Source organism: Streptomyces sp. NBC_00385 (genome assembly GCF_035917155.1).
In the GTDB taxonomy this organism is placed as follows: domain Bacteria; phylum Actinomycetota; class Actinomycetes; order Streptomycetales; family Streptomycetaceae; genus Streptomyces; species Streptomyces poriferorum.
In genome coordinates this window covers 593,157-611,021 of the sequence record NZ_CP107951.1, presented here as the reverse complement: position 1 = coordinate 611,021, position 17,865 = coordinate 593,157, and the positions used below count along the sequence as shown (strand labels likewise).

Annotated in this window: 18 protein-coding genes; 9 read left to right on the top strand and 9 right to left on the bottom strand. The window is 71.8% G+C overall.

Annotated elements, in window-relative coordinates; all coding sequences use genetic code 11:
- Nucleotides 1-6 precede the first annotated feature (6 nt).
- The gene (gene xylB, locus OG959_RS02775) at nucleotides 7-1,497 is read right to left on the bottom strand and encodes a xylulokinase (protein WP_326656361.1); all 1,491 of its coding nucleotides are present in this window, start codon (nucleotides 1,495-1,497) and stop codon (nucleotides 7-9) included.
- 257 nt (nucleotides 1,498-1,754) lie between these two features.
- Between xylB and xylA the strand changes: the two genes are divergently transcribed.
- Nucleotides 1,755-2,924 carry a xylose isomerase gene (gene xylA, locus OG959_RS02770; protein WP_219568470.1) on the top strand — a complete coding sequence of 390 codons (1,170 nt, stop codon included), beginning with the start codon at nucleotides 1,755-1,757 and terminating at the stop codon, nucleotides 2,922-2,924.
- A gap of 67 nt (nucleotides 2,925-2,991) precedes the next feature.
- Here the strand turns inward: xylA and OG959_RS02765 are convergent, their stop codons facing one another.
- From OG959_RS02765 to OG959_RS02750, 4 genes are all read right to left on the bottom strand, one after another.
- The gene (locus tag OG959_RS02765; protein WP_326656360.1) at nucleotides 2,992-4,236 is read right to left on the bottom strand and encodes an ROK family protein; all 1,245 of its coding nucleotides are present in this window, start codon (nucleotides 4,234-4,236) and stop codon (nucleotides 2,992-2,994) included.
- 142 nt (nucleotides 4,237-4,378) lie between these two features.
- Nucleotides 4,379-4,993, bottom strand: a complete 615-nt coding sequence (locus OG959_RS02760) for a DUF305 domain-containing protein (protein WP_442805723.1) — start codon at nucleotides 4,991-4,993, stop codon at nucleotides 4,379-4,381.
- 26 nt (nucleotides 4,994-5,019) lie between these two features.
- A complete protein-coding gene (locus OG959_RS02755; protein ID WP_326656358.1) occupies nucleotides 5,020-5,670 on the bottom strand; it encodes a DUF3105 domain-containing protein in 651 nt (216 codons plus the stop codon).
- An 85-nt stretch (nucleotides 5,671-5,755) separates the two neighbouring features.
- Nucleotides 5,756-6,181 carry a hypothetical protein gene (locus OG959_RS02750; protein ID WP_326656357.1) on the bottom strand — a complete coding sequence of 142 codons (426 nt, stop codon included), beginning with the start codon at nucleotides 6,179-6,181 and terminating at the stop codon, nucleotides 5,756-5,758.
- A gap of 113 nt (nucleotides 6,182-6,294) precedes the next feature.
- Between OG959_RS02750 and OG959_RS02745 the strand changes: the two genes are divergently transcribed.
- Nucleotides 6,295-7,212 carry a phospholipid scramblase-related protein gene (locus OG959_RS02745; protein WP_326656356.1) on the top strand — a complete coding sequence of 306 codons (918 nt, stop codon included), beginning with the start codon at nucleotides 6,295-6,297 and terminating at the stop codon, nucleotides 7,210-7,212.
- Nucleotides 7,213-7,276: 64 nt separating this feature from the next.
- On the opposite strand, the gene OG959_RS02740 is transcribed toward OG959_RS02745, so the two are convergent.
- Together OG959_RS02740 and OG959_RS02735 are read right to left on the bottom strand one after the other, a co-directional pair.
- Nucleotides 7,277-8,617, bottom strand: a complete 1,341-nt coding sequence (locus OG959_RS02740) for a uracil-xanthine permease family protein (protein WP_326656355.1) — start codon at nucleotides 8,615-8,617, stop codon at nucleotides 7,277-7,279.
- 8 nt (nucleotides 8,618-8,625) lie between these two features.
- Complete coding sequence (locus OG959_RS02735; RefSeq protein ID WP_326656354.1) at nucleotides 8,626-9,750, bottom strand: aryl-sulfate sulfotransferase; 1,125 nt, start codon at nucleotides 9,748-9,750, stop codon at nucleotides 8,626-8,628.
- 118 nt (nucleotides 9,751-9,868) lie between these two features.
- On the opposite strand from OG959_RS02735, the gene OG959_RS02730 reads away from it, so the two are divergent.
- Nucleotides 9,869-10,450, top strand: a complete 582-nt coding sequence (locus OG959_RS02730) for a helix-turn-helix domain-containing protein (RefSeq protein ID WP_326656353.1) — start codon at nucleotides 9,869-9,871, stop codon at nucleotides 10,448-10,450.
- 8 nt (nucleotides 10,451-10,458) lie between these two features.
- On the opposite strand, the gene OG959_RS02725 is transcribed toward OG959_RS02730, so the two are convergent.
- Entirely contained in the window at nucleotides 10,459-11,223 is a 765-nt protein-coding gene (locus OG959_RS02725; RefSeq protein ID WP_326656352.1) for a VOC family protein, read from the bottom strand.
- A 138-nt stretch (nucleotides 11,224-11,361) separates the two neighbouring features.
- Here OG959_RS02725 and OG959_RS02720 point away from each other — a divergent pair, with 138 nt between their 5' ends.
- Nucleotides 11,362-13,050, top strand: coding sequence for an FUSC family protein (locus OG959_RS02720; RefSeq protein WP_326656351.1), 1,689 nt, complete (start codon nucleotides 11,362-11,364; stop codon nucleotides 13,048-13,050).
- Nucleotides 13,047-13,553 carry a MarR family winged helix-turn-helix transcriptional regulator gene (locus OG959_RS02715; RefSeq protein ID WP_326656350.1) on the top strand — a complete coding sequence of 169 codons (507 nt, stop codon included), beginning with the start codon at nucleotides 13,047-13,049 and terminating at the stop codon, nucleotides 13,551-13,553. The genes OG959_RS02720 and OG959_RS02715 overlap by 4 nt, the downstream gene beginning before the upstream one ends.
- A 42-nt stretch (nucleotides 13,554-13,595) precedes the next feature.
- On the opposite strand, the gene OG959_RS02710 is transcribed toward OG959_RS02715, so the two are convergent.
- The gene (locus OG959_RS02710; RefSeq protein ID WP_326656349.1) at nucleotides 13,596-14,354 is read right to left on the bottom strand and encodes an IclR family transcriptional regulator; all 759 of its coding nucleotides are present in this window, start codon (nucleotides 14,352-14,354) and stop codon (nucleotides 13,596-13,598) included.
- 495 nt (nucleotides 14,355-14,849) lie between these two features.
- Here OG959_RS02710 and OG959_RS02705 point away from each other — a divergent pair, with 495 nt between their 5' ends.
- The 4 genes from OG959_RS02705 to OG959_RS02690 are packed head-to-tail and all read left to right on the top strand — an operon-like array spanning nucleotide 14,850 to nucleotide 17,827.
- Nucleotides 14,850-16,460: a sensor histidine kinase gene (locus tag OG959_RS02705; RefSeq protein WP_326656348.1), complete on the top strand. Its 1,611-nt coding sequence runs from the start codon at nucleotides 14,850-14,852 to the stop codon at nucleotides 16,458-16,460.
- Nucleotides 16,457-16,864, top strand: a complete 408-nt coding sequence (locus OG959_RS02700) for a roadblock/LC7 domain-containing protein (RefSeq protein ID WP_148016885.1) — start codon at nucleotides 16,457-16,459, stop codon at nucleotides 16,862-16,864. The genes OG959_RS02705 and OG959_RS02700 overlap by 4 nt, the downstream gene beginning before the upstream one ends.
- Nucleotides 16,861-17,232: a DUF742 domain-containing protein gene (locus OG959_RS02695; RefSeq protein ID WP_136324766.1), complete on the top strand. Its 372-nt coding sequence runs from the start codon at nucleotides 16,861-16,863 to the stop codon at nucleotides 17,230-17,232. The genes OG959_RS02700 and OG959_RS02695 overlap by 4 nt, the downstream gene beginning before the upstream one ends.
- Nucleotides 17,213-17,827, top strand: coding sequence for a GTP-binding protein (locus OG959_RS02690; protein WP_136324767.1), 615 nt, complete (start codon nucleotides 17,213-17,215; stop codon nucleotides 17,825-17,827). The genes OG959_RS02695 and OG959_RS02690 overlap by 20 nt, the downstream gene beginning before the upstream one ends.
- The last annotated feature ends 38 nt before the right edge of the window (nucleotides 17,828-17,865 follow it).

Sequence of the window (17,865 nt, the reverse complement as noted above, 5' to 3'; positions counted from 1 at the left end):
CGGGGGTCAGATCGGTCGGCCGGCTCCCAGCAGGGGTGCGGCCGCCCGTTCCAGTACCGAACCGACTCGCTCCCAGGTCGTCAGATCCCTTTCGACGGCTTCCAGGTGTACCTCTGCGCCCGTGTCCCAGCCGGTGGCGATCGCGACCGGGTCCGCACCCGTGGCAGCGGAAGCGGCGAGCGCGGCGGCGCCCAGCGCGACGAGTTCCCCGCTGGAGGGCACGGTCACCGGCCGCCCGGAGAGGCGGCGCACGGTCTCCACCCACATGTGCCCCTGGGCGCCGCCGCCGATCAGCCGGAGCGGCCGGTTCGCCACCTCGGGCTCCTCCGGGTCGAGTCCGCAGGCCCGCAGGAGTTCGTCCAGTGCGCGCAGTACGGTGACGACCGCACCCTCGTAGGCGGCGCCCAGGAGCTGCTGCGGGGTGGTCTCGTGGCGCAGGCCGGTGAGGAGGCCGGCCGAGGTGGGCAGGTCGGGGGTGCGTTCGCCGTCCAGGTAGGGCAGGAGTACGGCTTCGCCGCCCGGTGTCGCGTCATTGCGGTCCAGACCGAGCAGTGCGGCCACCTTGTCCACGGCGAGCGTGCAGTTGAGGGTGCAGGCCAGTGGAAGGTACGTACCGTCCGCCGCGGCGAATCCGGCGAGCGCCGGGGAGGCGGGCCGGGCCCGGGACGCGGTGAAGACCGTGCCCGAGGTGCCCAGGCTGAGGACGGGGTGGTCCAGGAGCCCCGCGCCACCGAGCCCGAGGCCGACGGCGGCACTCATGTTGTCCCCGGTGCCCGCGGCGACGGCGATTCCGGCGGGCAGGCCGAGCGCCGCCGCGGCCTCGGACGTCAGCGAGCCGGCGCGCGCCGCCCCGCTCGACGCCACCTCGGGCAGCATCGCCGGGTCGATGGCGAGGAGCGCGAGGAGCTCCGGATCGTACGAACCGGTCGCGGTGGAGTACCAGCAGGTGCCGGACGCGTCGCCCGGATCCGTGACGGCGCGGCCCGAGAGGCGCTCGGTCAGGAAGTCGTGGGGGAGCCGGATCGCGGCGGTCGCGGCGGCGGTCTCCGGTTCGTTCTCCCGCAGCCACTGCCACTTCGACGCGGTCATCGAGGCGACCGGCACCGAGCCGGTGCGCGCGGTCCAGGCGTCGGCGCCGCCCAGGGCCGCGGTGAGCGCGGCGGCCTGCGGGGCGGAGCGGGTGTCGTTCCAGAGGAGGGCGGGGCGCAGCGGGCGGCCCGCACCGTCGAGGACGACCAGCCCGTGCTGCTGCCCGGCGACGGCGATCCCGGTGATGCCGGTGGCGGCGACGCCGGACTCCTTCAGCCCGGCGGCGACCGCGTCGCGCAGCGCCTGCCACCACACCTCGGGATCCGTCTCGCGGGCTCCGCCCTCGCCGGTGACGACATGCGGGGCGCGGCCGACGGCGAGCAGCCGGCCGGTGGCGGCGTCGACGAACGCGGCCTTGGTGGACTGGGTGGAACTGTCCACACCGATGACGACCTCATGCGGCGGCATGGCTGACCTCGATCTCTGGTTCAGGTGGTTCCCGGCCGTGGACCCTCGCACTGCGGTCTCTCGCCCCGCCGGGATTTGATCGTACGGTGAACAAATTACGCGACGGAGCCCGTCCGGAACAGGGGCCGCTCCGGATTTTCCGAGACGGGGGGTTACGTCGCAGGGGTGGTCCGTGCATGATTAGTCATGACAGTGAACAAATTGAGGTTCGGCCGTTCGACCGGCTGCGGACCCACGGCACCGAAGGCGGCAGGACCATGACGGATCGCTTCACGCCCACCCCGCAGGACAAGTTCACCTTCGGTCTGTGGACCGTGGGCTGGCAGGGCCGCGACCCGTTCGGGGACGCGACCCGGGAGGCGATCGACCCGGTCGACTCCGTCCAGCGCCTCGCGGAGCTCGGCGCGTACGGCGTCACCTTCCACGATGACGACCTGATCCCGTTCGGCTCGACGGACTCCGAGCGCGAAGGCATCGTGAAGCGGTTCCGGCAGTCGCTGGACGCCGCCGGACTCGTCGTCCCGATGGCCACGACGAACCTCTTCACGCACCCCGTCTTCAAGGACGGCGCCTTCACCGCCAACGACCGCGACGTCCGCCGGTACGCCCTGCGCAAGACGCTCCGCAACATCGACCTCGCCGTCGAGCTCGGCGCCACCACCTACGTCGCCTGGGGCGGCCGGGAGGGCTCCGAGTCGGGCGCCGCCAAGGACATCCGGGTCGCGCTCGACCGCATGAAGGAGGCCTTCGACCTGCTGGGCGACTACGTCACCGAGCAGGGCTACGACCTCAAGTTCGCGATCGAGCCCAAGCCGAACGAGCCGCGCGGCGACATCCTGCTCCCCACCATCGGCCACGCCCTCGCCTTCATCGAGCGCCTGGAGCGCCCCGAGATGGTGGGCGTGAACCCCGAGGTCGGCCACGAGCAGATGGCCGGGCTGAACTTCGCGCACGGCATCGCGCAGGCACTGTGGGCGGGCAAGCTCTTCCACATCGACCTCAACGGCCAGTCCGGCATCAAGTACGACCAGGACCTCCGCTTCGGCGCCGGCGACCTGCGCCAGGCCTTCTGGCTCGTCGACCTGCTGGAGAACTCGGACTACGCGGGCCCCCGCCACTTCGACTTCAAGCCGCCGCGGACCGAGGACTACGACGGCGTCTGGGCCTCGGCCGCGGGCTGCATGCGCAACTATCTGATCCTCAAGGAGCGCGCCGCCGCCTTCCGCGCGGACCCGGCGGTCCAGGAGGCGCTGCGCGCGTCCCGTCTGGACGAGCTGGCGCAGCGCACCGCCGAGGACGGCGTGGCGGGCCTGCTGGCCGACCGCTCGGCCTTCGAGGACTTCGACGTGACCGCGGCGGCGGAGCGCGGCATGGCGTTCGAGGCGCTTGACCAGCTGGCGATGGACCACCTGCTCGGCGTCCGCTGACCGCACGCGGAACGGGAGCGGGGAGGGGGAGGGACGCGCCGATGTCCCTCCCCCTCCCCGCGTGCGTTCAGGCGGTCGGCCGTCCCGCGTACGCCACCGGGTCGGCCAGCACATCCGTCATCACCAGCGCCGCCGCACCCCGGGCCGCGTCACCCGCGACGGACGAGGCCCGCAGGCGGCCGCTCCCCGGGGTCCACAACCCCGACACCACCCGGCCCGTCAGCTCCTCGTCGGCGGGCGGCGCCAGCCACGGCATCAGGTTCCGGTAGACGCCGCCGAGCACCACCGCGTCCGGGTCCAGCAGGTTCACCGCCCCCGACAGCACCCGCCCCAGCATCCGGCCCGCATCCGCGACCGCGGCCACCGCCCGCTCGTCCCCGGCCCGGGTACGCCGCTCCAGTTCGGCGACCCCGATCCCGCTGCCGCTCTCCTCGATCCCCGCCGACCGCAGGAGCGCCGCCTGTCCCGCGTACTGCTCCAGGCATCCGCGCGACCCGCACCGGCACTGCGGCCCCTGCGAGTCCACCACCACGTGCCCGATCTCCCCGGCGAAACCGTGCGCACCGCGCAGCAGCTCGCCGTTGATCACCAGGGCGCCGCCGACGCCGATCTCACCGGTCAGATAGAGGAAGGTCCGGATCCGGCCGAGCCCGCCGAACCACAGTTCGGCCAGCGCGGCCAGATTGGCCTCGTTCTCCGAACTCACCGTCAGCGCCTCGTGACCGGGGCGCTCGACTGCCAGAGCGGCGGCGAACAGCTCCTCGGCGGGCACCTGGTTCCAGCCCAGGTTCGGCGCCTGACGCACCGATCCGCCGGAGACCAGGCCGGGCAGCGCCAGCGCCACGCCGACCGGGAACAGTTCCTGCTCGCGCGCCGAGTCCAGGGTGCGCGCGGCGATCCTGGCCGCCCGCGCCAGCACCTCGGCGGGCGGCGCGCCCCTGTTGTCGAGATGCTCGGTGAGCCGGACCCGGCCGGTCCCGGCCAGATCGACGACCACCACCGACACGTAGTCGATGTTGACCTCGACGCCGAGCCCGGCCGGCCCGGTGCGGGCCGTCTTGAGCGCGGTGCCGGGCCGGCCGGCCTGGCCGCTGAACGTCTTGCCCGACTCCGTGAGGAACCCGCTGTCGAGCAGCTGCTCGACGAGCGAGGACACGGCGGCCCGGGTCAGTCCCACCCGCGCGGCGACCCCGGCCCGGGTCGCCTCACCCTCGCCCTCGTCACGGACGGCTCGCAGCACGAGGCTGAGGTTGCTGCGCCGGACGGTGTCCTTGTCGGCCTTGGGCCCCAGCGGCGTGAGGTTGCTCTTCATATCGGTGCCGAGCCTATGCGATCCCGTACGTCAGTACGGTCGCGAACTCCCGGTCCGGCCGCTCACGGGGAGCTGCCGGACCGGGGTGGTGCTCAGGCCGTGGTGCCGCGCTGCTTGAGCGGGTCGGTCACCGGGGTGGTGCTCAGGGCGTGGCCCCGCGCTCCTTGAGCATGTCGGCCATGAGCGCGATCTCCGACTTCTGCCCCAGGACCATGCCCGAGGCCAGGTTCCGGATCTCGTCGGTCCCCGCCGCGGTGGCGGCCGCCTGCGCCATCTCCGCCCCGGCCCGGTGGTGCGCGGTCATCAGCTTCAGGAAGCGCACCTCGGCGTCCCGGCCCTTGGCCGAGCGCAGCGCGTCGAGCTCGGTGTCGGTCGCCATGCCGGGCATCAGCGCGCCGTCCCGCGGCGTGACGGTATGGCCCATCCACGCCATGGGCGGCCCGGGGGAGCTCTTCGCACGGCCCCACGTCTCCAGCCAGCCCAGCATCATGCCGCGCTGGTTGGCCTGGGTGTTGATGATGTCGTACGCGAGCCGCCGCACCGCCACGTCGGAGGTGCGGTCCCGGACGATGAACGACATCTCGACGGCCTGCTGGTGGTGGACCGCCATGTCGCGCGCGAATCCGACATCGGCCGAGGTCTCGGCGGGAGCCGAGGCGGACGCGGTGGCGGAGGGCGCCGAGGAGGAGGGGCGTACGAGCATCAGCGCGACCAGAGCGAGCGCGAGCAGCAGCACCGCCCCGCCGGCCAGCACCATCGGCCGTGACACCCGGGCCGGGGACGTCACTTGGCGATCCCGCCGGAGCAGGCGGCACCCGGCTCCGGGGTCTGCGGGCCCTGGACGTACTTCGTGAAGAACTGTGCGACGCGGGCGTCGGACGCGCTCTTCACGGCCAGCTGCTTGCCCCAGGCGCTGAGCATCAGCGGGGACCCCTGGTCCTCCACCGGGCTCATCAGGGAGTACGGGGTGGCCTCGACCTTCTTTTCGAGCTTCTTGACGTCGGCCGGGCTCGCCTTGCTGGTGTACGTGACCCAGACGGCGCCGTGCTCCAGCGAGTGGACGGCGTTCTCCTTCGGTATCTCCTTCGTGTAGACATCGGCGTCGCAGTTCATCCACACCGGGTTGTGGTCGCCGCCGACCGGCGGGTTCATCGGGTAGTCGACCTTCTTCTCGACATGTTCCTGAGTGAGCTTGTCCCAGCTCTTCTCGCCTTCGACGGGCGAGGACTTGGCGGCCGTCTCGGCCTTGTCCTGCTCGTCGGCCTCGTTCATCAGGTAGCCGCCGCCGGCGACCAGACCGGCCACGACGACGACCGCCGCGGTGATCGTGATGATGCGGCTGCGGCGCTCGCGGGCCCGCTCCTTGCGGCGGGCCTCCTCCAGCTTGGCGCGGCGGGCGGCGGCAGGGGTGTTCTGCTTCTTGGCGGAGGCCATGGTGGGTCCTTCGGTTCGTGACACGGATGGGCTGCGGGCACACGGGAACGTTCTCGGGATGTCCCGGAACGGTCGGTGGCCGGCCCTAGATCCGTTGAACCTGGAGGCGTAGACGGTCCACGTCGCCCACGGCGTCGTTCGACGGGCCGCGGATGGCGGCGGCGCCGGTGAGCGGGGCCGGGGGGAGAGGCGGGGCGGCGGACGGGAGCGCCGCCGGAGCGGGCTGACCGGGCACCACGACGGGGTCCGAGTGCTCCGAGTCGCCGTGGCAGGAACTTCCGGCCCCGTGATCGCGCGGTGCGTCGGCCACCACGACCCGCGCCGCGGGCACCTGAACGGCGAGAGTGATCCCGGGCGGCGCCGCCGAGGCGGGGCCGTCGTGCGCGGCGGCGGAGGACCCGGGCGTCGGCCAGCAGCACGAGGCCAGGGCGATCAGGACGAACACCCAGCTGAGCACCACGCAGGCGCGGGCGCTGCGCCGCCGGTCCGTGCGTTCGCTCAGCCACTTCATCCCGGCATCGTATCGGTGTGTGAAGTTTCAATGAGTGCGGGACCCGGATCGGCGAACCTGTGGATCCCGGGGGAAGGGGTTCCGCTCCGGACGTGGCGGGATAGTGTGCCCCGGTGACAACGCACTCGAACGTATCTGCGGGCTGGTATCCGGATCCGCACGGCGCCCCCCAGCTGCTGCGCTACTGGGACGGTTCCCAGTGGACCGAGCACACCAATCCGGCAGGCGGACAGCAGCAGGCCCAGGCACCCGCTCAGGTTCCGCAGCAGCAGGCCCAGCTGCAGCAGGCCCCGCAGCAGCCGTATCAGCAGCAGGCGGCCCCGGCCCAGCAGCAATATCACCAGCAGGCCGCGCAGCAGCAGGCCCCGCAGCACCAGCCCGCCCCCGTTCCGCAGCAGGGCATGCCCCAGCAGGGCGGTGCCCCCGGCGCGGGCACGCTCTTCAACCAGCAGGTCCTGGTCGTGAACCAGAAGGCCAAGCTGATCGAGGTCACGAACGAGTACAGCGTCTTCGACCAGCACGGCAACACCATCGGCTCGGTCATCCAGGTCGGCCAGAGCGCGATGCGCAAGGTGCTGCGCTTCGTGAGCAGCATCGACCAGTACCTGACCCACCGGCTCGAGATCCGCGACGCGTACGGTCAGCCGCAGCTGCTGCTGACGCGCCCGGCGAAGTTCATCAAGTCCAAGGTCATCGTGCAGCGCCCCGACGGGCAGCCGGTCGGCGAGATCGTCCAGCAGAACGCCATCGGCAAGATCAACTTCGCGATCATGGTGGACGGTCAGCAGGTCGGCGCGATCAAGGCGGAGAACTGGCGCGCCTGGAACTTCGCGATCGTCGACCACAACGAGGCCGAGATAGCCCGGATCACCAAGACCTGGGAAGGTCTCGCGAAGACCATGTTCACCACGGCGGACAACTACGTGCTGCAGATCCACTACCAGCTGCCCGAGCCGCTGCTGAGCCTCGTGGTGGCGACGGCCCTGACCGTGGACACGGCCCTCAAGCAGGACGCCCGCGGCCTCGGCTGAGCCCTCACCCCGCGTACGCCAAGACGCCCGCGCCCCCCCGAAGGGCGCGGGCGTCTTCATGCGGTCACTCCGGTGTGCGGTCGGGCGGGCCGCCGTCCGGTGGTCCCAGCCGGGAGAACACCGCCGCGAGAATCACCGCGGCCAGAGCCCCGGCGGCCACACCGCTGCCGAAGACGGTCCGCGCCCACACCGGCAGGCCCGCGTACATCTCGGGGGCGAAGACCGGCAGCAGGCCGACGCAGAGGGCCAGGGCGACCACGATTCCGTTCGTGCCGTGGCTGAGGTTCTCACGGCTGAGCATGCCGAACCCCATCGTCGCGATCACCGCGTAGATGATCAGCCCGGCGGCGCCGACCACCGGCTCCGGGATGGCGGCGAGCAGCCGGGTGAGCGGTGTGATCAGACCGCACAGGATCAGCAGCACGCCCGCGCCCGCCGTGACGAACCGGCTGCGCACCCGGGTGAGCTGGACGATCCCGATGTTCTCGGCACTGGTCACCATCAGCGACGTACCGAAGACGCCGGCGCCCAGCGAGGTGACCGCGTCCGCGCGGGAGATCCGCGGCACGTCACGCGCGGCGTCCGGAGTCCGGCCCACCGCCTCGCTGTTCAGCACGGTCTGCCCGGTCGCCTCCGCCAGCGAGGCGAGCGCGAAGACCAGCAGCGGCACGGCGGCCAGCAGATCGAAGTGCGGTGTGCCGTACGGGAACGGGTCGGGCAGCGCGAACGTGCTGCCGTGCGCCATGTGGAACGCGGTACCGGTGAGCGCGGCGACGAGTGTGCCGCCCGCCAGGCCGAAGAGCACCGACATCTGTCGCCAGACACCGCGCATGAACAGGAAGAACAGGGCGGTGATGCCGAGTGTGGCGAAGCCGAGGCCCGGTCCCGAGGCGATCATCGGCGCGGTGATCTTGATCATGTTGATCCCGATCAGGACCACCGTGGTGCCCATGACCAGCGGCGGGAAGAACCGCACCAGCCGCCCGTACAGGGGCAGCACGGCGATCAGGAAGACCGCCGCGATGAGCACCGAACCGGAGGCGGTGGCCGGTCCGTGCTCCTTCGCCACCTGGAGGAAGATCGCGACCGCCGCGCCGCCCGGCAGCATCAGGAACGGCAGCCGGGCGCCGATCCGCAGAGTCCTCACACCCAGCGACTGGAGCAGCGCGCCGATGCCGCAGAGCACGAGGGTGGCGCTGAGGAGTGAGGCCGTCTGGGACGCCGACAGCGACAGGGTGGTGCCGATCAGGATGACCGAGGAGACGGGGGCGGCCACCCCGGCCAGCAGATGCTGGAACGCGAGCGGGACCAGTCGGGGGAGCGGGAGCCGCTCGTCGACCGGCGCGACGGACGGGGCCGGCGCTGCCGTGTCGGGGACGGCCGTGTCGGGGACGGGGGAGGCCATGGTCCGGCTCAGCCCTTCGCGACGTCGAGCCAGGGAAGCTCCCGGGCCGAGTAGCGGTACGAGCGGAACACGGCGTTGGGCTCGGACGGGAACAGCTTGCGCACTTCTTCTTCCTGGTAGCCGCCGAAGAACGGCACGATGTACTCCCAGCACAGATAACCGTCCGCGGTCACCTCGAAGAGACGTCCCGCGGGGGAGTCCGTCACGAGCGTGTTCCCGTTCGGCAGGCGCTGGGCGCTGCCCATGAACGGGGCGAAGAACGACTCGCGTGCCGGGTCGTGGTACTCCCAGACAATGGTGCCACTCGACCGCTCGATCTCGATGACCCGGCTGAACGGAACGTCCCAGTGCGGCCGGAAGACGCCGTTGTCGAAGACCAGGAAGTTGCCGTTCTCCAGCTCGGTCGGGCAGTGCTGCTGCGATACGGCACCGGGCTCGCTGCGCCAGATGATCTCGCCGGTCTCCCGGCTGATGACGACCACGGCGGAGACGGAGCGGAAGCTCGCCAGGATGTTGCCGTCGCTCGTCGGCAGCACGCTGTTGATCAGCGGGTAGTGCTCGCGCGCGTAGTCGGGGTGCAGCGGGAAGGCCTCGCGGTCGAGGTGCTCGGAGACCTTCCACTCCCAGACCGTGTTCCCGTCGGCGTCCACCTCGACGATGGTGTCCGCCCATACGGTGCCGTCGGCCTCGGACCCGGGCACCCCGCCCCGGACGGCGGCCGCGGCCTCGCCGGTCAGCGGCTCCAGTGCGGCGTACAGCAGCCGGCCGTCGCCGTAGTGGTACGCGTCGTGGTGCTGGAAACGGTCGCGGTGCTCGCGTACGACCGTGCCGTCGGGGGTGATCTCCTGCATGATCCCGCCGCGGTACTTGTGCCACATCGGGAAGAGCGCCGGCTCGTCCGGGAGGACGCCGCTGTAGGCGAGGTTGCCGTTGGGCAGGATCCGGGCGTGCCGGCCGGGCCGGTACGGGAGGTTCCACTGATGGACCACCTCACCGCGCATGTCGATGAGATACACCTCGCCGCCGCCGGTCAGCGGGGCGAAGAGGGTGTACCCGCCGTAGGCGGCGTCCTCGTCCAGGGCTATGAGCCCGGTACCGCGGCGCCGTCGCTGGTTCTGGTCCACGAGGGGCATGGATCGATCCTCCCGGTTAACTTTGTTAGGTGGGACTTAAGAGGTTAACCGGCCCGGTAGGCTGCTCACTGCCCCGCCGCCTGTGGTGTGCGGCACGCAGGGACACGGAGTGGATGAGATGAGCGAGGCGGACACCCCACGGGTCGGCCCGGGGATTCGCCGACGGCGCCGCGCCCTGGAACTGACCCTCGCCGAGGTCGCGCGAAGGGCGGGACTCTCCACCCCCTTCCTCAGCCAGATCGAGAACGGCCGTTCCCGGCCGAGCATGGGTTCGCTGCAGCGCATCGCCGACGCGCTCGACACGACCGCGGTCCAACTGCTCTCCACGGCCGAGGCGCCCCGCCCCGTCGACGTGGTGCGCGGCACGTCCGCCTCGGTGCGGGAAACGGGTGCGGAGGGCGAGGGGGACGGCCGGATGCGGCCGCTCGTCCGCGGCCACCAGCGGCTGCACGCGCTGGAGTTCACCGGGGACCACGACTGGGGCCGCGAGTTCCGGCACCGCAACGACGAGATCCTGTACGTCGCCGACGGCTCGGCGGAGATCGAGGCGGACGGCAGCTTCTACCGCCTGGAGCGGGGTGACACGCTCTACTGCGCGGGCGGCCTCGTCCACCGCTGGCGCCCGATCGAACCGGGCACCCGGGTCCTCGTGGTCGGCATCGGGGACCACGTCCAGGTGACGGACGAACAGAGCGGCTGACCGATGCCCTATCCCTCGTCGCCCGCCCGGTAGACGCCGAACACGGCCCCCTGCGGGTCGCGTACCACCGCGATCCTGCGGTCGCTCGCGATGTCCGTCGGGGGCATCAGCAGGTCGCCGCCTCCACTCTGCGCGGTGGCCGCCGTCGCGTCCACGTCCGCGACGGCGAGGTACGGCAGCCAGTGCGGCGGTACCTCGGACGGGATGTTCTCGTCCATGGTCAGCAGACCGCCGAAGTCCTCCCCGCCGATGCCCCACTGCGGGTACGTCTCCGAGGCCTTGACCGTCCAGCCGAAGACGTCCGGGTAGAAGGCGAGCGCCGGACCGCTCTCGCGGGTGGCGAGCTCCGTCCAGCCAAGTGTGCCCGGTTCGTTGAACAGGTCGGCGCCGGCGAAGGCGCGGCCCTGCCACAGTGAGAACACCGCCCCGGACGGGTCGGCCAGGACGGCGAACCTGCCCTCCTCGAAAACGTCCATCGGGCCGACCAGTAGCGAACCGCCCGCCGCCGTCGCCTTCCGGGCCGTCGCGTCCGCGTCCTCGACGGCGAACGACACCGTCCAGGCCGGTGGCTGCCCCGGCTGGTAGACGGGGCTGAGTGCCGCGACCCGATTCGCCCCGAGGCGCGCCATGGTGTAGCCGCCCGCCTCCTCGCGCGGGTCCGTCTCGCACCGCCAGCCGAAGAGGGCCGTGTAGAACGACTTGGCCGCCGGAACGTCGGAGGTGCTCAGCTCGATCCAGCAGGGACCGCCGGGCACCGGTGTGGTGGGCTTCATTCGGAATCCTCCGTGCGTGAGTGGATGCGCGCCGGGCTTCCTGGCACGGCTGAACGCTATGACCGTGCGCCGGAGCTGGCCATCAGGCACGCGCGGCACGAGATCGTTTACGTGTGTAATACCTGCTAAAGTATCTACGTGAGTAATACAAGCATCAGGCCCCGGCCGTCCTCCCTCCGCAGAATCCCGCTGGCCGCCCCGCTGCGTCTGGCCCGGCCCTCGGACATGTGGTTCAAGCCGGCGACCAGCGTGGTCGTGGCCACGGCGATCCCCAACCTGGTGCTCCACTCCCTGGACCGCCTCGACCTCGTGATGTACACGATGGCCGGCTCGCTCTGTGCGCTGTACGGCCACAACCTGCCGTACGCGCGCCGCGCCAGGACCGTCGTCGGAGTCGTCATCGGGATGCTCGCGGGCCTGGCGGTCTCCCTGGTCACGGCGTCGCTGACCGGTTCGACCGCGGTCCTGATCGCCGTCGGCGCCCTCCTGGCCGCCGGGCAGAAGCTGCTCTGCGACGCCACCCGCATCGGGCCCCCCGGACCGGTGATCTTCACCTTCGTCAGCTCCGCCGCCCTGTTCACCCCGCAGGAGACCGGCCAGGTGCCGGGCCACCTCGCACTGACCCTCGGCGCCGGCGCGGTGTCCTGGCTCGTCACCGTCGCCCCCGCGCTGGTCCGCCGGGAGGGACCCGAGCGCCGCGCCACGGCCAGCGCGCTGAACGCCGCGGCCGCCTACGCCGCCGAGCCGGGTCACCGCACCCGTCGCGCCGCGGTCGCCGCCGTGCACGCGGCCTGGCAGACCCTCCTCGCGGCCGGACGCCCCACCCCCGTACGCACCGCACTGGAACGCCTCGTCGTCCACGCCGAGACCGCGCTCGCCGCACACCCGGGTGACACGGCAGCGGACGCCGGCCGGCTCCGCGAATGGGCCCGGCTGACCCGGTCCCGCGGCCCCGTCCCCACACCACCGCCCGCCCCCGGAACCGCCGCGGAGATCTTCGGCGCCGACGCCGAACGCGCCGCCCGCCGCCCGGCCGCCGGCGGAGCCGCACGCGCCCTGCTGCACCGCCTCGCCCCGGGCTCCCCGCTGCTGCCGGTCGCCGCGCGCACGCTCATCGGCTGCGCGCTGGCCGGGTACATCTGCTCGGCCGCCGGCGTCGGCCGCCCCTACTGGGCGATCGTGACCGCCGCCTCGCTCTACCAGGCCAACGTCATGCTCTCGTGGAACCGCACGCTGCAGCGCACCCTCGGCAACCTCCTCGGGGTCCTGGTCTTCGCCGCCGTCCTGCCGGCCGCCCGGATGGACCCGCTGGCCCTGATCGGCTTCTGCCTCCTCTTCGCCTTCGCCGCCGAAGCCCTGATCACCCGCAACTACTGGCTCGGCTCCGTGGCCGTCACCCCGATGGCGCTGCTCGTCCTGGAGTACGCGGGTAGCCACCCGGCCGGTCAGCTCATCGGCGACCGGGTCCTGGACACCGTCATCGGCGCGGGCGCCGGATTCCTCGCCGCCGTGCTCGTCACCAACCGCCGCGCCACGGGCCGCGTCGAGCAGGCCCTCGCCGACGCCGAGCGGGCCCGCGCCCACGCCGTACAGACCCTGGCCGCCCCCACGCCCACCCCCGCCGCCCTGGACGCGGCCCGCCGCAGGCTCACCGGGTCCCTGGTCGAACTGCGCGAGGCGGAGGACACCGCGGCCGGCGAATGGTGGCAGCGCGCCCTGCCGCAGGAGGCGGTACTCGCGGCAGAGCAGGCCGGACACCGTACGCTCGCGGCGACAGCGACACGGCAGGGGATGATCGCCCCGGCCCAGGAGAACGGAGCGGTGTGACCGACGACATCGTCGCCTCGGTGGTACGGCAGTGGCAGGCCGTGAACCCGGAACTCGACACCGGGCCGATGGAGCTCATCGGCCGCATCAACCGCTGCTCCGCCCTGCTCCAGCAGGCCGAGGACGCTCCGCTGCGGGGTGCCGGACTGACCCGCGCCGAGTTCGACCTGCTCGGCGCCGTACGACGCACCGACCGTGAACTCACCCCGGGCGAACTCGCCCGGGAGACGTTCTCCTCCGGCGCCGCGGTCACCAAACGGCTCCGGGCGCTGCAGGAGCGCGGCCTGATCGCCCGCCGCAGTGACGCCCGGGACCGCAGGGTCGCGCATGTCGGACTCACCGACGAGGGGCGGGAACTGGTCGACGGACTGCTGCCGCAGCAGCTCGCGTACGAACGCGCGGTGCTCTCCGGCCTCGACGCGGAGTCCCGCGACCGGCTCAGCGCACAGCTCAGCGAACTGCTGGTCCAGCTGGAGGGCCGGATCGGCGGCGGCCGCCGCTGACCGGCCGGGGCCGCCGTGGCCCGTGGCCGAGCCCCTGGCCGGCTACCCGGCCGCGTCGAACCGCGCCGCCGACCGGAGCAGTTCCCCGGCGCGGCGCTCCAGCGCGGCCTCGTCGCCGCGGGCGGCCGGTGCGCACGCCACCAGTGCCAGCCGGTCACGCCAGGTGGCACCGGCCAGCGGTACGGCGACCGCGTGCAGGCCCGGCACCGACTCGCCGCGGCCGGTCGCGTAGCCGCGGTCACGGATCCGGTCCAGCTCGGCGAGCAGTTCCGGCCGGGACGCGAGCGTGTCGGGGGTGGCCGCGTCGAGCCGTTCCCGGGGATACAGGGCGCAGATCTGTTCGGCGGTCATCCGGGAGAGCAGCAGCTTGCCGCCCGCCGTGGCGTGCGCGGGACGGGTGCGGCCCCGCTCCAGCATCACCCGTACCGGATGACCGGACTCCCGGCCGTCGGTGACCAGGACCTGATCGCCGATCAGCGCGGCGCTGAGCACGGTCTCACCGGTGCGCCGCACGGCGTCCTCCAGCACCGCGGCCACCTGCTCCCGGACCGGGGCGCCGAATCCGGCCGGGCGGCCCAGCCGCACCAGTTCGGGACCGGCCGAGTAGCCCCGCCCGGACGGCTCCCGTGTGGCGAAGCCGCGGCCCTCCAGGGTGCTGAGGACCCGGTGGGCGGTGGAGCGGCCGATGGAGAGCAGCGCAGCCGCCTCCGAGACGGTCAGCGCGTCGTGGGTGAGGAACAGCCGCATCAGCCGCAGGCCGGTGTCGAGCGATTCGATGGTGTAGTCCCGCGCCGGATCCATCAGATGTCTGTTCCCCTTCGTGTCCCGGACGGGCATCCACCCGTGCGGTGGTCATCAACCCGCTTCTTTCGATCCGCTTCGATCACATGTGCCCTTGTCCCTCTCCGTGGGACGCGAAGGGCCGTCCCGCGGCGGAGCCGCCCGCTGATTCCACCCCGTCGCCTTGCGGCTTGCGGGCGTGGTGTTTGCCCGTCGCGGGCGGGTCGTGACGCCTCCGTTCCGCAAGGCGGGACGAACGGCAGTGGTTGTCGCACATTCCCCCCGTTCGTCACTCCGCGCGCACGACCGTGAGCGGTGCGTGTGAAAACTCGTGAGTGTATTACCGCGGGAGCGCTCGCGCAGGGGGTTGGGTGAATGTGCCGAAGCACTGTTTCGATCTGACTAAGCTCACGCGCAGTGAAGTCGAGTTGATATGAATTCGAGCGCTTGTTCCCTACTGCCCTGCAAGCGCTGTACCTCCCGATTACCTCCCGAATCAACCGCCAGAGGTTTTAGATGGTTCGTGTTGAATCACCACCGATCGACCGAGAAACACCTGTCGTCCGCGCCGTGTTGCTGCCCGTCGTCGTGATGGCCGGCGCAACCGCCGCCGCCGTGGCGCTGGTTGCCGAGGCCGCGCGGATACCAGTCGTCTGGTTCGGCGCCTTCGCCACCGCCGTGGTCGCCGTGCTCACCGCCGAACTCGCCCGCCGCTCACGTACGAACCGGCGGCAGCGCGCCCACTACGAACAGCGCGTCACCGCGCTGGAGCGGCGCATCGCCAGTCACGACGAGGAGACCGTACGGATCAGCAAGGAACTCCTCCCTGCGGCGATCCACCGGCTGCGCGTCGGCAACTCACCCGACGAGGTGCTGCGGGACGTCGTCGACGGCGACGAGGTCTACCGCCATCTCCCCGACGCCCAGCGCTCGCTCGTCTACACGGTGCTGGACATCATCGACAACGAGGAGGCGACGCGTGACTCCGCGCAGCGCGCCTTCGTCAACGTCGCCCGCCGCGTCCAGGCGATCGTCCACCGGCAGGCCAGCGAGCTGCGGGAGATGGAGGAGCACCACGGACGCAACCCCGACGTCTTCGACGACCTCCTGCGCATCGACCACGGCACCGCGCTGATCGGCCGGCTCGCCGACTCCATCGCCGTGCTCGGCGGTGCCCGGCCCAGCCGTCAGTGGCCCAAGCCCGTACCGCTGTTCAGCGTGCTGCGTGGCGCCATGTCGCGCATCCTGGAGTACCCGCGCGTCGATCTGCACTCGATCGCCAAGGTCGCCATCATCGGTACCGCGGTCGAACCGCTCATCCACGCCTGCGCCGAACTCCTCGACAACGCCACCCGGTACTCGCCGCCGCAGACCCGCGTGCACGTCACCGCCGTCGAGGTCCAGACCGGCATCGCCATCGAGATCGAGGACGGTGGCGTCAGCCTCAGCGAGGAGGCCCGCGCCCGGGCCGAGAACATGCTCGCCAGGGCCCAGGCCGGCTCCAGCATGAACGACCTCGGCGAGTCCCCCCGGCTCGGCATGGCCGTCGTCGGCCGGCTGTCGCGGATGTACGACCTCCAGGTGTCGCTGCGGCAGTCCGCGTACGGCGGTGTCCGCGCCGTACTCATCGTGCCGCGCTCCATGATCACCACCGGCCCCGCGCCCGGCATCGCCCACGGCATCGGCGCCACGTCGCGGCCCACCAGCGACATCGACCTCGCGGACATGAAGCACGTCGTTCCGGCCCGCAGCACCCACCGCAAGCCGAGCCCCGTCGCCTCCCGTCCGGCCACCGGGCCGGTCGCGCCCGAGCCCCGGCCCGTCACCCCGGCCGTCGCCATGGAGGACGACGTCCCCGTGGTGACCGAATGGACCTCCGGCGGACTCCCGCAGCGCCGCAGCCGCGGCCGCGCACCCCTGGGTTCGCACAACCTCCCCGCCCAGTCCACCGATACGGGCGCCGGACGGAGCAACGGCTACGGCAACGGCCACGGTCAGGCCAACGGCAAGGAGCCGCCTCCCGGGATCTGGCTGGAGGCGTTCACCAAGGCAGCCAACGGCGTGCCCCGGGAACCCGGGACAGACGAAGACTCCGACGACGCGTGGGACAAGGGAGACCTGAAGTGATCCAGCAGCGGGGCAACATGGACTGGATGCTCAAAGAGCTCGCCGACGACGTCCCGGACATCCACCAGATCGTCGTGCTCTCCGCGGACGGTCTGCGCATCGCCCGGCACGGCGGCGACCCCGACGTCGCCGACCGGCTCGCGGCGGCCTGCGCCGGGCTGCAGAGCCTGGCCGCCGCGGTCGCCTCCGAAATCCCGTACAGCGACGGCAGGATGCGGCTCGTCGTCATCGAGGTGACCGGCGGATTCTTCTACCTGATGGCCGCCGGAGCCGGCGCGTACCTCGCCGTACTCGCCGGGGAGACGGTCGACGCGGGCCTCGTCGGAGCGCGGATGCGCGACATGGTCGTACGGATCGGCGCCCATCTGACGAGCCCGCCCCGACACGACGGGCAGGCCGGATGAGTTCTTCCCGACGAGAACGCCGCAAGGCCGATCCGGCACTGAGCGATCCGGAACGGCTCTACGTCATCACCGGCGATCCCGACGGCAGCGAGCGGGCAGCGCTCGACCTGGTCACGATGGTGGTCTCGAAGTCGCAGCCGACACCGACGGTCCAGCCCGAGCAGGCCGTGATCCTGCGGCTCTGTCAGGCGCCGTTATCCGTAGCCGAGATCTCCGCCTACCTCAGTCTGCCCTTCAGCGTGGTGACCTCGCTCCTCACCGAACTCCTCGCCACGGAACTGATCGAATCGCGCGCGCCGATCGTCCGCGCAACCCTCCCGGACAGGTCCCTCCTCGAAGCGGTGATGCATGGACTTCAGAAACTCTGACACGATCACGGGCCCCCGGAGCGAGGACGTCCTTCCCACCACGGCCACCGCCGCGGTGAAGGTCGTGATCGTCGGCGGGTTCGGGGTCGGCAAGACGACCATGGTCGGCTCGGTCAGTGAGATCCGGCCGCTGACCACCGAAGAGACCATGACCCAGGCCGGCGTCGGCGTGGACGACAACTTCGGGGTGGAGAGCAAGACCGCCACCACCGTCGCCATGGACTTCGGCCGGATCAGCATCAGCGAGGAGCTGATCCTCTACCTGTTCGGCACTCCGGGCCAGGAGCGCTTCTGGTTCCTGTGGAACGGACTGTTCGAAGGCGCGCTCGGCGCAGTCGTGCTCATCGACACCCGCCGCCTAGAAGTCAGCTTCGACGTCATCGGACGGCTGGAGGAGCGCGGCGTGCCGTTCGTCGTCGCCGTCAACACCTTCCCCGACGCGCCGAAACACCCCGTCGAGGCGCTGCGCAGCGCCCTGGACCTGCCGGACGAGGTCCCGATGATCGACTGCGACGCCCGGCTGCGCGCCTCCAGCCGCGATGTGCTGATGACCCTGATGCGCTATCTGCACAGTCTGGCCGTTCCGCTCGGCTGACGTTGCCCGCACCCGATCCGCGCGCCCCCATCGCGTAC

Coding starts and splice junctions, on each gene's coding strand:
- OG959_RS02690 (WP_136324767.1), top strand. CDS start 17,213: ATGGACTTCAGAAACTCTGACACGATCACGGGCCCCCGGAGCGAGGAC.
- xylA (WP_219568470.1), top strand. CDS start 1,755: ATGACGGATCGCTTCACGCCCACCCCGCAGGACAAGTTCACCTTCGGT.
- OG959_RS02730 (WP_326656353.1), top strand. CDS start 9,869: ATGAGCGAGGCGGACACCCCACGGGTCGGCCCGGGGATTCGCCGACGG.
- OG959_RS02750 (WP_326656357.1), bottom strand. CDS start 6,181: ATGAAGTGGCTGAGCGAACGCACGGACCGGCGGCGCAGCGCCCGCGCC.
- xylB (WP_326656361.1), bottom strand. CDS start 1,497: ATGCCGCCGCATGAGGTCGTCATCGGTGTGGACAGTTCCACCCAGTCC.
- OG959_RS02725 (WP_326656352.1), bottom strand. CDS start 11,223: ATGAAGCCCACCACACCGGTGCCCGGCGGTCCCTGCTGGATCGAGCTG.
- OG959_RS02765 (WP_326656360.1), bottom strand. CDS start 4,236: ATGAAGAGCAACCTCACGCCGCTGGGGCCCAAGGCCGACAAGGACACC.
- OG959_RS02760 (WP_442805723.1), bottom strand. CDS start 4,993: ATGGTGCTGGCCGGCGGGGCGGTGCTGCTGCTCGCGCTCGCTCTGGTC.
- OG959_RS02695 (WP_136324766.1), top strand. CDS start 16,861: ATGAGTTCTTCCCGACGAGAACGCCGCAAGGCCGATCCGGCACTGAGC.
- OG959_RS02710 (WP_326656349.1), bottom strand. CDS start 14,354: ATGGATCCGGCGCGGGACTACACCATCGAATCGCTCGACACCGGCCTG.
- OG959_RS02735 (WP_326656354.1), bottom strand. CDS start 9,750: ATGCCCCTCGTGGACCAGAACCAGCGACGGCGCCGCGGTACCGGGCTC.
- OG959_RS02705 (WP_326656348.1), top strand. CDS start 14,850: ATGGTTCGTGTTGAATCACCACCGATCGACCGAGAAACACCTGTCGTC.
- OG959_RS02755 (WP_326656358.1), bottom strand. CDS start 5,670: ATGGCCTCCGCCAAGAAGCAGAACACCCCTGCCGCCGCCCGCCGCGCC.
- OG959_RS02740 (WP_326656355.1), bottom strand. CDS start 8,617: ATGGCCTCCCCCGTCCCCGACACGGCCGTCCCCGACACGGCAGCGCCG.